The 12,321-nt window shown below is 45.5% G+C and carries 11 protein-coding genes; 4 read left to right on the top strand and 7 right to left on the bottom strand.

Translation table 11 applies throughout. The features are described 5' to 3' along the window. Window positions 1-13 precede the first annotated feature (13 nt). From pgl to VR7878_RS06660, 3 genes are all read right to left on the bottom strand, one after another. Window positions 14-730 (bottom strand): 6-phosphogluconolactonase, encoded by a 717-nt coding sequence (pgl, locus tag VR7878_RS06670; RefSeq protein WP_077334595.1) that lies wholly within the window; start codon window positions 728-730, stop codon window positions 14-16. Next, on the bottom strand, window positions 727-2,229 hold the full coding sequence (zwf, locus tag VR7878_RS06665) for a glucose-6-phosphate dehydrogenase (RefSeq protein ID WP_077334593.1): 1,503 nt from the start codon (window positions 2,227-2,229) through the stop codon (window positions 727-729). Before zwf ends, pgl begins: the two co-directional genes overlap by 4 nt. A 245-nt stretch (window positions 2,230-2,474) precedes the next feature. Further along, window positions 2,475-5,378, bottom strand: coding sequence for an HD domain-containing phosphohydrolase (locus VR7878_RS06660; protein WP_077334591.1), 2,904 nt, complete (start codon window positions 5,376-5,378; stop codon window positions 2,475-2,477). A gap of 423 nt (window positions 5,379-5,801) precedes the next feature. On the opposite strand from VR7878_RS06660, the gene VR7878_RS06655 reads away from it, so the two are divergent. Beyond that, the gene (locus VR7878_RS06655) at window positions 5,802-6,548 is read left to right on the top strand and encodes a phosphatase (protein ID WP_077334589.1); all 747 of its coding nucleotides are present in this window, start codon (window positions 5,802-5,804) and stop codon (window positions 6,546-6,548) included. A gap of 202 nt (window positions 6,549-6,750) precedes the next feature. Further along, entirely contained in the window at window positions 6,751-7,110 is a 360-nt protein-coding gene (locus VR7878_RS06650) for a cytochrome b562 (RefSeq protein ID WP_077334587.1), read from the top strand. A 146-nt stretch (window positions 7,111-7,256) separates the two neighbouring features. Here the strand turns inward: VR7878_RS06650 and nqrM are convergent, their stop codons facing one another. The 3 genes from nqrM to VR7878_RS06635 all read right to left on the bottom strand — a co-directional run bounded on the left by nqrM (window position 7,257) and on the right by VR7878_RS06635 (window position 9,489). Continuing rightward, window positions 7,257-7,460: a (Na+)-NQR maturation NqrM gene (nqrM, locus tag VR7878_RS06645; protein WP_077334585.1), complete on the bottom strand. Its 204-nt coding sequence runs from the start codon at window positions 7,458-7,460 to the stop codon at window positions 7,257-7,259. 213 nt (window positions 7,461-7,673) lie between these two features. Next, window positions 7,674-8,714, bottom strand: coding sequence for an oxidoreductase (locus VR7878_RS06640; protein WP_077334583.1), 1,041 nt, complete (start codon window positions 8,712-8,714; stop codon window positions 7,674-7,676). An 88-nt stretch (window positions 8,715-8,802) separates the two neighbouring features. Further along, window positions 8,803-9,489, bottom strand: coding sequence for a helix-turn-helix domain-containing protein (locus VR7878_RS06635; RefSeq protein WP_077334581.1), 687 nt, complete (start codon window positions 9,487-9,489; stop codon window positions 8,803-8,805). Window positions 9,490-9,783: 294 nt separating this feature from the next. On the opposite strand from VR7878_RS06635, the gene VR7878_RS21055 reads away from it, so the two are divergent. Continuing rightward, on the top strand, window positions 9,784-9,948 hold the full coding sequence (locus VR7878_RS21055; protein WP_159440438.1) for a hypothetical protein: 165 nt from the start codon (window positions 9,784-9,786) through the stop codon (window positions 9,946-9,948). A gap of 314 nt (window positions 9,949-10,262) precedes the next feature. Beyond that, a complete protein-coding gene (locus VR7878_RS06630) occupies window positions 10,263-11,315 on the top strand; it encodes an NAD(P)-dependent alcohol dehydrogenase (protein ID WP_077334579.1) in 1,053 nt (350 codons plus the stop codon). Window positions 11,316-11,560: 245 nt separating this feature from the next. Here VR7878_RS06630 and VR7878_RS06625 read toward each other — a convergent pair whose 3' ends face one another. Next, entirely contained in the window at window positions 11,561-12,262 is a 702-nt protein-coding gene (locus VR7878_RS06625) for an expansin EXLX1 family cellulose-binding protein (RefSeq protein ID WP_077334577.1), read from the bottom strand. Window positions 12,263-12,321: the final 59 nt, after the last annotated feature.

Genomic DNA, 12,321 nt, shown 5'->3' with positions numbered 1-12,321 from the left:
TGAATTTATCTCCTCACGCAATCTTTGCTGCTGCATCTTTATCTAAATACCACTCAGTCTCTCCCTGAGACGACTGAACTTTAGCCGCAGGATAAGGTAATGCATCTGCAGCAGTGGTGTGAATTTCATGAACGATGTCGGCTTTACCGGCACCCAGAACCAAGTAACTGATTCGTTTGGCAGCCTCAAGGACACGGGCACTTTTAGACACGCGTAACTGACCCGACTCTGGGTGAGACGCAACAATGGCTAATGCCGGTTCTTGATAATTGGTTGCACCGGGAAACAGTGATGCTGTATGACCGTCGCCACCGACACCTAACAGAATCCAGTCAAATACCGGAATGCCATCTTGAGTCGGGACTTGATCCAGCATTTCTTGGGCGAAGCGTTCAACTTCTGCTGCCGGGTCATTTTCCCCTAAAATCCGGTGGATATTCTCTGCCGGGATTTGAATCTGACTAAATAACAGTGCGTTTGCTTCACCGTAATTGCTTTCGGCATCATCCGGCGCAACACAGCGTTCATCACCCCACCAAAAATGGAGGTTGTGCCACTGGATTGATGTCGCATAGGGAGCCGAGGCCAGCAGCTTGAACAACATTTTCGGAGTGCTACCACCGGACAGAGAGACATGAACAGGGCGTCCCTGCTCACTATAGGCTTTTAAGTCGTCGGCAAGTGAATGCACAACGTCATCGGCAGTTTGAAAAATTTTGTGATTGATCATAATTCGCAATAATCCGTATTGGTTAAATTTTTACAGGGGAATCGCCACTCTCTGCCATCTCTTTGCAGCAGTTCGTCCGATTCTTTAGGGCCCCATGTCCCACAGGCGTATCCATATAAAGAGGTCGGGTCTTGTTTGTAGTCCAGAATAGGCTGAACAAATTTCCAACAAGCCTCAACCGCATCTGTGCGGGCAAATAGTGTGGCGTCGCCATTTAAGGCATCGAGCAATAACCGCTCGTACGCAGTAAGCATTTTGGTCTCTTCCAGAGAGGTATAGTGGAAGTCCATCGATGCTTCTTTGGCGCGGAAACCGGCACCCGGCTCTTTCAGACCGAAACACATCAAAATGCCTTCGTCGGGCTGGATGCGGATCACAAGTTTATTTTCCGGCGCATTCTGCGCAAATACCGGGTGCGGGGTACGTTTGAAATGAATCACGACTTCGGTCACGCGGGTCGGTAGTCTTTTACCACTGCGGACATAGAAGGGCACGCCATTCCAACGCCAGTTGTTGATAAACATTTTCAGCGCAACATAGGTTTCGGTGCGAGAGTCTTCAGCGACCCCATGCTCATTCCGATAGCCCGGCAGGAATTTCCCCCGGACTTCAGATTCCGTGTATTGCCCGAGCACCAAATTCTGCTTCAGGTCTTGGTCACTGAGTGGTTGTAAACTTTGCAGCGCTTTATTGACTTCATTACGGATTGAGTCGGCATTAATCGCGGCCGGCGGTTCCATGGTGACCATCGCCAGTACTTGCAGCAAGTGGTTCTGGAACATATCCCGCACGGCACCGGAGTTATCGTAATATCCGCCACGTTCTTCTACACCGAGGAATTCAGCACCGGTGATTTCGACATAGTCAATGAAGTTGCGGTTCCAGAGCGGCTCAAACATCCCGTTGGCAAAACGGAAAACCAGCAGGTTTTGCACTGTTTCTTTGCCCAGATAATGGTCGATACGGTAAATTTGATGTTCTTTGAAATGGCGGTGAATTTCGATATCCAGTTCTTGCGCTGATTTGAGGTCATAACCAAATGGCTTCTCAATAATCAGACGTTTCCAGCCTTGGTTCTCATCGTTTAGCCCGTGCGCGGCAAGGCAGCCGGGGATCACACCATACAGACTCGGCGGTGTTGCAAGATAGAATAAGGTGTTGCGTTGCTCGAAGTGATATTGTTCGGCCAGTGTCTCCAGCCGTTCAGATAGTGTCTGATAGTCATCGACATTCGCGGTATCAATCGCTTGATAATGAAGGTGCTGACAAAAATCCTCCAGCGTTTCAGGAACGGTTTCTTCCAGTTCCTGAAGTGTTGTCTTTAATCTTTCCCGGTAGGAATCATCACTATATTCCGTTCGACTTACACCTAAAATTGCAAATGATTTGGGGAGTTGATTGTTTGCATATAGATGATATAAGGCAGGAATAAGTTTGCGGTAAGTGAGATCGCCGGAAGCACCAAAAATCACGATGCTGCTGTTTTCAGGTATTACCATCATCTTTCCCTTAAAAACGAGGTATTTAGCGTGTGCCAACGGTAACAGCACAATACCAAAATAGAAAATTGGCTCTTTCTATAACAATAATAGGTGTTATCAATATCCGTGACACCTATCATACAAGAGCAAAAAACCGACCTCTATTCTCTCTGACAATTTGATTTACATCAACCAAAAGTGTCGATTTGATCAAGTTATTTGCTGCCAGCATCTTCGGTTGGTTTCGCATGTCGGCTTGGTGATCAGGCCTGATGCGTCATTGTCTTGAGGTATTGTTTGACGCGTTTGATGTGGATGTCCGGGTCAATCTGCATCATCTGTTCTTCTGCCATAAATGCATGGGCATAACGCTGATACAGTTTGTTTTCCAGAAACAGTAAATAGAGACGGGGATCCAAGTGGCCGTTGACGGCCATATCAGTCATACGATCAATGACTTCTGGCAGCATGTTGACTTTTTGATCCGGTCGCTCACGGAACATGAGTGATTCAAAGGCATCCGCCACAGTAATAATTCTGGCCTGAATGGAGAGTTCTGCACCTTTTAATCCTCTGGGAAATCCATGGCCGTCCATGCGTTCATGATGACAGGCTGCAATTTTCGGGATGTTTTTCAGATGTTCCGGATAGGGCAACCGTTCCAGTAGCATCAGAGTCTGCACGGTATGCGAATTGAGGATAAATTGTTCTTCTTCAGTTAACGTGCCATGACGAACGGATAAATTATGCAGTTCTCCCCGATTGTATAGCAGCTCTCCCGGTTTGAGTGAGAAGCGATCCTGCCATGTTTCTTGCGGCGTCTCTTGCGGATAGTTATAGTTGCCGGACTCCCATGTTACACAGTGGCTTGGCTTATCATCGAGTAATTTCTCCATGACCGGCAGAGACTTCGGTTTGCCGGTCCGCTGTCGTTCAACTGAGGAGACACCTAACTGATCATCTAATGTACGCTTCCAGTTTCGTTGGGCAATTTGATGTAATTTCTCGATTTTTTCATTGGTCATTGGCGCATCGCTGACATTACATTGGGCAACGAAGACGAATTCTTCATCCAGTGTTTGGTGGGTTGCTTCAAGCTCGGCCAGCAGGGTTGTCTGATCTTTCCCTTCCGCCAGTCCTTTCCAATAATCTGCTTCAGCCTGAAGTTTGAGCAGTTCAAAGCGCATCCGGACTTCATGGATTCGGTTATAAATGGTTTCCAGCTTGGTCGCTTTATTGAAGATATATTCCGGCGTGGTGATTTTTCCACAGTCATGCAGCCAGGATGCGACGTTTAACTCCTCCCGCTGTGACGCATCCATTTTGAAATAAGGATAATAATGTGTATCGGTAACGGTAGCTTCTGCCAGCCACTGCACCAAAGTCGGCACGCGCTGGGAATGTCCGCGTGTATGAGGAGATTTGGTATCAATCGCAGATGCAATCAGCTCGATAAACGCGTAGAACACCTCTTTTTGTTGTTGCAGCGTGTCAATATTATCTTTTGCGATTTGAGCAAAGCTCATCAGCTCGCGCAGGAAGGCGTGTTTATCGGATTGTTCCTGAGTCAGCGGGCGTTCATAACCGAGGTTGAGAATACCAATTAGCTGATGACGCCGGTTCAGCAGAGGGAACAGATAAATATCCGTATTGAATAACTGCTCGCGGTATTTTTTGATCGCGTTATCTTGTTTACTGAGGTGGACAACTTCGCCTTTTTGTAGCTGTGCCTTCAGCCAAGGTGTTTCATTCAGTAAGTCATTGATATCGATTCTGAATGGAATAATGGCATGGTTGGTCAGGGTCGTGAATGATTCCGTTTCACCGGAGAATATATACAGAATAATCGTTTCGGCCCGGGTGATTTGATAGCTTTGCTGAGTGAGTGTTTTGGCCAGCGTATTGAAATCATGATTACTGGCTGTATTGCGGAGTAACTTGAGTAAATCATGCAGCGTGTGTTCCATCAATTGCAACGACTGAGATAAGTTGGCGACTTCTTTAATGATTGATTTAGGATAACGGGTTTTCTTAAATTCAAACCGGGTAATGTTGTCGGAGAGCTGAACAAGTTTTTTTAACGGTCTTGCCAGCCTTGATGCAATAATTGCAACGGTCAGAAAGCAGATGATGAGTAAAATAATCACCACTTTCAGTTGGTGATCTCGCATCGATAATAAATTAGATAATAAGGCGTCGTGTGGTGTTGCCTCTGCTAACATTAAAGTGACGTAAGGATTTAAAATTACGGGTGTTAGTGTTAGAGACCAATCTTGTTCGCCATCATTGACGGTTTCATAAATGACCTGACTACTGATGCGATGGAGAATCGGGGTAAATAATGAATCTTCCAGCTTGTTGCGGTTCTCCGCCTGCGTATTAGTCACCGATACACCGGCATCATGTTGGGCTAAGACATTATATTTTTGATCAAACAGAATGAGTTTTGTATCTTCAGAAAAGCCGATAGCATCAATTTGTCTGGACAACGAGTCCAGCGTGAAATCGGCACCGACAACTTTGTGCCCGTCGGGTGATCTGCGTGACAGCGTTACCCCGTGGGTTTTCAGAAAATAGAAGAAATAGGGCTCCGTCAGCCGAATTTTTCCGTCGCGCTGAGCCGATAAAAACCAAGGGCGTTGACGCGGATCAAACTGGTTATCGAAGGTCTGGCGGTGACTAATCTGCTGGAATTGTTCATCAAGAAAGAAGATATCATTCTGGCCGTTAGCTTGTGTCTGTTGGGCATATAATGTCGCATTTTCCGGCGCATCGAAACGTCTTATATCCTGTTCATTCAAGAGGGATCTTATCAGAGTGAAATCGCCATTGTCGTCGGCAAAGTAAATTGCTACCAAATTGGGATTTTTTTGAAAAACTAATGCCATCGACGCCAACCAGCGCTTATCGTCAATGGGGGAGTGCTCCTTTTCGACAAACGTGCTGAACGCAAGGAAATCCAGTGTGGTTAAGACCGGGCCGATACTTTGTTTATATTCAGTTTCGATTTTACGGCTGTTTTCATAGCTGAGCTGTTTTGCGGTTTCGCTGAGTAATTCTTGAGCATGGTTGTAACTGATCAGGATTAAAACGCCACCAACGATTGAAGTTAAAATCAGGAATAAACTGCCAATATGAAGACTAAGAGAATAGCGACGTAATTTCATAAATTTGTCCGTAAATCGAGCCTTTATAGGAAATAAGTATCCGTTAATAGGGGCTGTTGATCTTTCGTGATGTTTTTTGCAGCAATTTGTCGTTCATTTAGTCAAGGCAGGTCATGTGAAGTGTAGCGCTCTACATGAACCATGACCTAACGCTGGATAAATAGGCGACAAATGTTGCCCAAGGGGTTCATCTGAACGAGTCTTACTCTTTGTTGCGGGTCATTGACTTAGGATGGCTAAGCGACATGCCCCGCGATCAATACCCGTTCAGATTGAACAAAATTCAACCACGAAAGATCAGCAGCCCCTCGGGTATAAGTATTGTCGAATGTGGTCAGGTTGCAAAAAAACCGTTGAAATTGGTGATAGCCAGTCACAAAGTGCATTGATATAGTTTCGTGTGGGAGAGAAATGGGAGGTTTTATGGATATTGTTGTTGATACACATACGCATACTTATGCAAGTGGTCATGCTTATAGTACATTGCTTGAAAATGTCAGCGTTGCGAAAGAGAACGGACTGAAAATCTTATGTACGACCGATCATGCAGAACGGATGCCGGGCGCACCTCACCCTTGGTTTTTTGCCAATCAGAGAGTCATTCCAAGATTTTTAAATGAGATCGCCATCATGCGTGGTGTGGAAGCCAATATTTTAAATACCCAAGGCGAGATTGATTTACAGCCGCATGTGCTGGCACAACTTGACTGGGTGATTGGCAGTTTTCATGAACCGGTATTTGCACCTGCGGACAAAGAAACACATACCCAAGCGCTGTTGAGTGTGATCGAACGTGGTGAAGTGGATGCATTGGGGCATTTGGGCAACCCTAGGTATGATTTTGATTTTGATGCCGTGATTCAGTGTGCAGCAGAGCACCATGTGGCGATTGAGATTAATAATAGTACCTTGCTGGGGCATAGCCGTGTCGGCAGCGTTGAACGATGCTACGAGATAGGGCGTCTTGCCAAGTTGTATGGCGCACCGATTACCACCGGAAGTGATGCTCATTTTTGTCATGCGGTGGGTGAGTTAAGCTTTGCCCGGGAGCTGCTTGCAAAACTTGAGATCCCTTCGGAACAGGTCATTACTCACAGTACCCGCCAATTTTTGCAGTTCTTAGCGTTGCGCGGACGTGAGGCGATTACTGAGTTTAAGAATATGAAATAAGCATCCAGTGTAAGACGGTGAGAGGTCAGGTTGTCAGGGATAAGGCATCAGACGTTGTGGCGTGGCAACGATTTACAGGGCTTTTATCACCGGTCATTAATATCCTTTGCCAAAATGAGCGTTTATCTTAAGATAATGATGCGATACCCATTTGTCAGAAGTAAGACTCAGTCAAAAAATAAATATATAAGGAAGCAATGCCATGTTAAGAAAGATAACCGTATTATTACTAGTGATGTGTTTTTCTCCTGTTTGGGCGAGTAGTGGTGATGTTCATTCATCAATGCGCCAGATTAAAAAAGCCTTTGTAGATGCAGCCCAGTCCTCGAGTGTTGAAGAAATGAAAAGTGCCATGGGGCGGCTTGATGAAATCGTGACTGACCTTAAACAAGGGGAGTATCAGGGCGACAGAGGCAAAATAATGCAAGAAGGTTTTCAAAAACTCTCCGTTGCCGTTAAGCAGGTGGAATCTGAACTCGATCAAGGCAACTTACAAGGTGCGAAAGAGAAGCTCAGAACGATTGATTCATTGCGGTCAGAATATCACAGCAAAGTGAGATAATCTTTTCAGGTTATACACGAGTTTCGTTGCGAAAGGTGAGATTGACCTTAGCAACGAAACCCACCCCCCATAAAGAGAACCATCCAACCATCGTTCAATATTCCGATAGTTCCTCCGCACATGGTCAGTCTGAACAGCTAACAAGATTAACGTTTATCATCCGGTTCCTGGATTTGATAAAGCGTCTTTTCCTGATTTTCACAAACGTCCTTACAGTTACAGGCCCGCTCCACTCCAATAGAAGACAAACCGCCACAACTTCCCTGAATCGAGCGGCGATGAAATAGTACACCAATCGCCATACCGAGTATCAGGATGATAAATACAACAAATGTCAGCAGGTAAGTCACGGAGCCTCCTTTAGCGTTGGCTCAAAAGTGAATTGGGTTCGAACAACGCTCTTGATAAAAGTGTAGTTGATAAAACAATGCTAACGCAACAACCACCCCGCCAGAGCTGACGGGGTTAGTCGCCGAGCCTATTTATGGTTCGGCAAGCATAAGCCCTTCAGGGAGTATAAACCTTATTTATGGCATATGCTACTAATAAACGCATTGTCCCGATTACAATTCTATCCGGATGGTTTGCCCGCTTTCGCTGCTTTTTATCGCGAGTTCTATCAGGCGAATGGTGTTTAAGGCCTCTTTCGCGGTCACCGGTGGTGGTGTTCCGTGACGAATGGAGTCGGCTAACTGAACAAAGTAATTTTCATAGCCGCCTTGTTCCGTCGGTATCAATTCAACATATTCTTCAGTGTAGAGGCTCCCTTCGGCGATGAAGACGACTTCTTGCCGTCGTGCTGTAATCTTGTTACCTGCTTTGAGCCGTTCTTCCTGAGGATCAAGCCCTATTTTGATATATTTTGCTTTGGTTCCCAAAATCTTATAGCGCAGATTGTCACCGGGACTATATGGGTTGGCATGAAGTTGTACCAGAAAATCCGAATAGTCTAATAACACGTTGAAGAAATCTGTCGCCCCGTCAACTTGCCGCATTGAGCGGCATTGCGCGGTGATCGCCTTTGGCATACCGAAAAGTTCCAGAGCCTGATCGATAAGGTGAGGGGCGAGATCATAGAGAATACCGGAGCCTTCGACATCCGCAGACTCGCGCCAGCGATCTCTGGCTTCTGGCCGGTAGCGGTCAAAATGGGACTCAAACCACTTGATCTCGCCCAGCTTGCCGTCAGCGAGTAGTTTTTTCACGGTCAGAAAATCGTGATCCCAGCGGCGGTTGTGGTAAACACTGAGCGTGAGCTGCTTTTCTTGTGCGATACGCATCAGTGTTTCTCCGTCGCGGGCACGGGTAACAAATGGTTTTTCGACAACCACATGTTTACCATGTTCCAGCGCCATTTTTGCCAAAGAGAAATGGACATCATTAGGGGCGGTAATAATCACCAGCTCTGCATCTGACTGTTTAATCAAGCGCTCTGCGCTTTCGTAGCAGGTGACAGCCGGATATTGCGCTGTAATCACTGCCTGCTGACGACTGCTAATGGCGCAAAACTGGAACTGAGGTAAAGATTCAAGAAACGGGATATGAAACGTTTTGGCAGAATAACCGTAGCCAATCACGGCCGTTTTTATGGGTTGGGACATCATCTTCACCTATTTGCTATCGTAGAGTTTAATACTTGTCACAGTTTAACATCATGACGGAGTCAGTCATCATTAATCAATGCATGTCTGGTCAAGACCGCTGTATTGTAAGAACGACTCGTCCGAGAACGCGGACTTTGTTGGTATCGATGGTCGCCGCACCATCAGGAAACACAATACGCATCTGCTGTTCCGGTAAGCGTTGTGCCGTATGAAGCAGCATTCTGCCATCAATATCCAGCAGATAACGGCCGGAAACAATATCCTGAGTTTTTTGATCTATCAGATAAATGGTATCGGTGGTTTCAACTTCGATCGTTGAGGCCGCTTTGAGTTGCAGCTCATGCATTCTCTGAGCGGCATAGGGTGACTCTCCGGTACTGATTAATTCCCCATCTCTGAGACTGAATCGTTGCAGGATAACTGTGGCGTGCTGATATATCTGGCGGGTTTCTGCCTGAGATTGGTAAAAGTTGGCCTGATCCTGTATTTGCGGTATGAATTCATGACTTTCCCATAGCGAAGGATGTAAATCCTTGAGTGGATAATCCCTCGGCAAAGCGAGTTGTTTGACGGGAATCCCCAGTGAGAGATGCAGTCGGACAATCAGTTCATGAGAGGTACGGTTATGCGCATTCCATGTACTGAAAGTGGATTTTGGAATACTCAGCAAATTGGATAATTCAATATAATCTTTACACTGAGTTTGGTATTTTAAATTATTGGTAAACGCTGTTCCTTTAAGGTAAGAAAACGTCTTAATATTGTCATTTGACATCCTGAAGCCCTATTTTAGTATGATTTTAGTATGAGATTGCCCGTGAAAGCTTTATCTGTTTTAAGGAGAGATTTAAGATTCTGACAACAGATTCAAGCCGGTTATATCTCCCCCGCCGGGCAAGTGAAAAAATAATATCATTGCCTGCTCCGGAGAACAGCCAAATGGTCGTGTACTCCGTCGCAAAAGACATGATTGATTGGGTGTTCGTGGCCTGTTTGCTTCTGTAGTGCTTATTTTTTGTCAGATCCGCTTGTCATGAAAGCGGCATAACTTATGGAGTAGATGAAGCATATGTTACTAGAAGATCAGGATTTTTTTGTTGAGTCTGTTGAGTTCGTTCTTGATGCTGTGGCACAAGATCAAGTCGGGAATAGCCGGGCCGATATCGGTATTTATTTGATTAGCCTGTTAATCGCTGATCAGAAAGTCAGGTCGGGAATCGGTGCAGAGTTATGATGGGGTGATATATTTGTCAATATAATATATGAAAAAAGGGAGGGACATATAAATATATTCAAGATAATAATATATCTTGTTTACAGATGAACGTATTTTATTGCATATGTTGTGCTAATGAATATATCAAGTGATATGAGGTGATCTATATTTATCGATTACCTCATTTTAATTGGGGTAATATATTTTATGATTGAAATTCAATGATAATGTATTATGCTTTTATGCCCTTATGAATAATATTTTTAGTACGCTGAATGACAGTAATCCTTATGTGTCATTAGCAAAAATTCATCACGAAACAGGAGATGATCATGAAAACAGTTGGCTACGCAGCATACAGTCAGGGTTCAGATTTGAAACCGTATGCATTTGAGCGTCGGGAGCTAAGAGAAAATGATGTTGCAATCGAGATTCTCTACTGTGGTGTTTGCCATTCGGATTTGCATTCGGTTCGTAATGATTGGGGCGGTTCAACTTACCCGCTTGTTCCGGGACACGAAATTATCGGCCGGGTGACGGCTGTCGGGTCTGATGTCTCGCGCTATCAGGTTGGTGATACCGTTGGTGTCGGCTGTATGGTCGATTCATGTCAACACTGTGATCAGTGTGAAGCCGGAGAAGAGCAATTCTGTCGGGAAGGGATGACGCCAACCTATTCTGGTCAGGATCGTCATACCCATGAACCGACACAAGGTGGTTACTCGCGTCATGTTGTTGTCCGTGAAGAATTCGTGTTATCCATTCCGAAATCGCTGGATCTTTCCCGTGTGGCGCCACTGTTGTGTGCCGGTATCACCACTTATTCGCCGCTCAAAGCCTGGGATGTGAAACCCGGAACCAGAGTTGCCGTGCTGGGATTGGGCGGTCTTGGTCATATGGCTGTGAAACTTGCAGTCGCAATGGGTGCCGTGGTGACTGTTGTGGGCCGTACTGATTCTAAGCTTGAAGATGCGAAAGCATTGGGTGCGCAGCATTATTTGATCTCTTCGGATGAAGCGGCCATGGCGCAAGCGCAGTCCAGCTTTGATTTGATTATTGATACGATTCCGGTCAAGCATGATGTCACTGGCTATGTTCCGCTGATGGATGTGAATGGCACACTGGTGATCGTCGGTCAGGTCGGCCTGTTGGAAGAACCATCAACCGTTCCGATGATTTTTGGCCGTCGCCGTATTGCCGGTTCGTTGATCGGGGGGATTCCGGAAACCCAGGAAATGCTGGATTTCTGTGGTGAACATAATGTGTTGCCTGAGTGTGAAATGATTCGCATGGATGAAATCAATGATGCGTACGAGCGTATGGAACGTTCCGACGTTCGCTATCGTTTTGTCATTGATATGGCAAGTATGCCTGAAAGCGCATAACCCGACGATGATTTGCCGTCAGTGATTCATATTTGCAGTGATTTATCGTTGCTTTGAGTAACAGGGCAGAAAGAGTGACAGAGCAAAAAGAGTGACAAGGCAAAAAATTATGACGTAAAAAATGCACCTTCGGGTGCATTTTTTGTGCGTGGATGATATCGGCTCTCTTGTGAGTCTGTATCAACCATTTTGACACAACTTCAATGTTACTTTTTGATTGAATCCTTGTTACGGATGGCACCTGATTATCGGTGCGATGCACCGTTTACGTTTGTATGTGTCGGTAATTGCATTGCTGTATCTATCTCAGTATTCAGAATAAGTGACACAGATTTTACTTCGACGGTTTGTCCCCAAAAGTCAGTAATCAGGAAGTCATAGGGGCCAACACCAAATCCATCATTTTTGACGAAATAATTATAGGGTTGACGCGTGAGCTGAGTGTAGTCGTTGCCTGAGCCGGAAACCCGATATGACATAGCCGCGATCGGATATTTATGATCACGAACCTGAATGGCCGTCCACCACTGGCTGGAACCTTCTTTAAAATACAGCTTCATATTACCGGCTTGTTCGTTCGCAACATACTTCCAAGAAATGGGAATACGACCTGCCTGAAGCGGTGAAATTTCAGCAAAAGCATCCTGATCCAGATCGACATCGCCCTTTTTACACTCAGGGCATTGGTCATCGATACGCACGGTGACAGTCTGGTTGGTATTCATATTGGTCACTTCAATCACGGCACCACAAGCCGCTGAACCATCATAGTCCGTCGCGTTCATTGCTGCGGTATAGATTGCGTCATCCGGTAACGGGAAACTACAGTTGCCGCCACCGCCGTAACCATAAAATGTCCCTTCACCGGTATGGATTGAATTATCCGCGAAACTTGGTCCGCAGAGTAAAATACTTAGTATAAACAATAAACTAGATGTGTTTTTCATAAAAGCCTCACTGTACGTTGATTAAACAGATACAATCGGAGCGCAGTAACAAGGAATCA

Origin of the sequence: Vibrio ruber DSM 16370 (assembly GCF_900163965.1) — a bacterium.
Taxonomy (GTDB): domain Bacteria; phylum Pseudomonadota; class Gammaproteobacteria; order Enterobacterales; family Vibrionaceae; genus Vibrio; species Vibrio ruber.
The sequence above is the reverse complement of the archived record's forward strand: the minus strand, read 5'-3'. Positions and strand labels throughout refer to the sequence as shown.

Excerpts from the sequence above, each read along its gene's own strand:
- VR7878_RS06640 (WP_077334583.1), bottom strand. The coding sequence starts at position 8,714 with ATGATGTCCCAACCCATAAAAACGGCCGTGATTGGCTACGGTTATTCT.
- VR7878_RS06635 (WP_077334581.1), bottom strand. The coding sequence starts at position 9,489 with ATGTCAAATGACAATATTAAGACGTTTTCTTACCTTAAAGGAACAGCG.
- VR7878_RS06660 (WP_077334591.1), bottom strand. The coding sequence starts at position 5,378 with ATGAAATTACGTCGCTATTCTCTTAGTCTTCATATTGGCAGTTTATTC.
- VR7878_RS21055 (WP_159440438.1), top strand. The coding sequence starts at position 9,784 with ATGTTACTAGAAGATCAGGATTTTTTTGTTGAGTCTGTTGAGTTCGTT.
- VR7878_RS06625 (WP_077334577.1), bottom strand. The coding sequence starts at position 12,262 with ATGAAAAACACATCTAGTTTATTGTTTATACTAAGTATTTTACTCTGC.
- VR7878_RS06650 (WP_077334587.1), top strand. The coding sequence starts at position 6,751 with ATGTTAAGAAAGATAACCGTATTATTACTAGTGATGTGTTTTTCTCCT.
- VR7878_RS06655 (WP_077334589.1), top strand. The coding sequence starts at position 5,802 with ATGGATATTGTTGTTGATACACATACGCATACTTATGCAAGTGGTCAT.
- VR7878_RS06630 (WP_077334579.1), top strand. The coding sequence starts at position 10,263 with ATGAAAACAGTTGGCTACGCAGCATACAGTCAGGGTTCAGATTTGAAA.
- zwf (WP_077334593.1), bottom strand. The coding sequence starts at position 2,229 with ATGGTAATACCTGAAAACAGCAGCATCGTGATTTTTGGTGCTTCCGGC.
- pgl (WP_077334595.1), bottom strand. The coding sequence starts at position 730 with ATGATCAATCACAAAATTTTTCAAACTGCCGATGACGTTGTGCATTCA.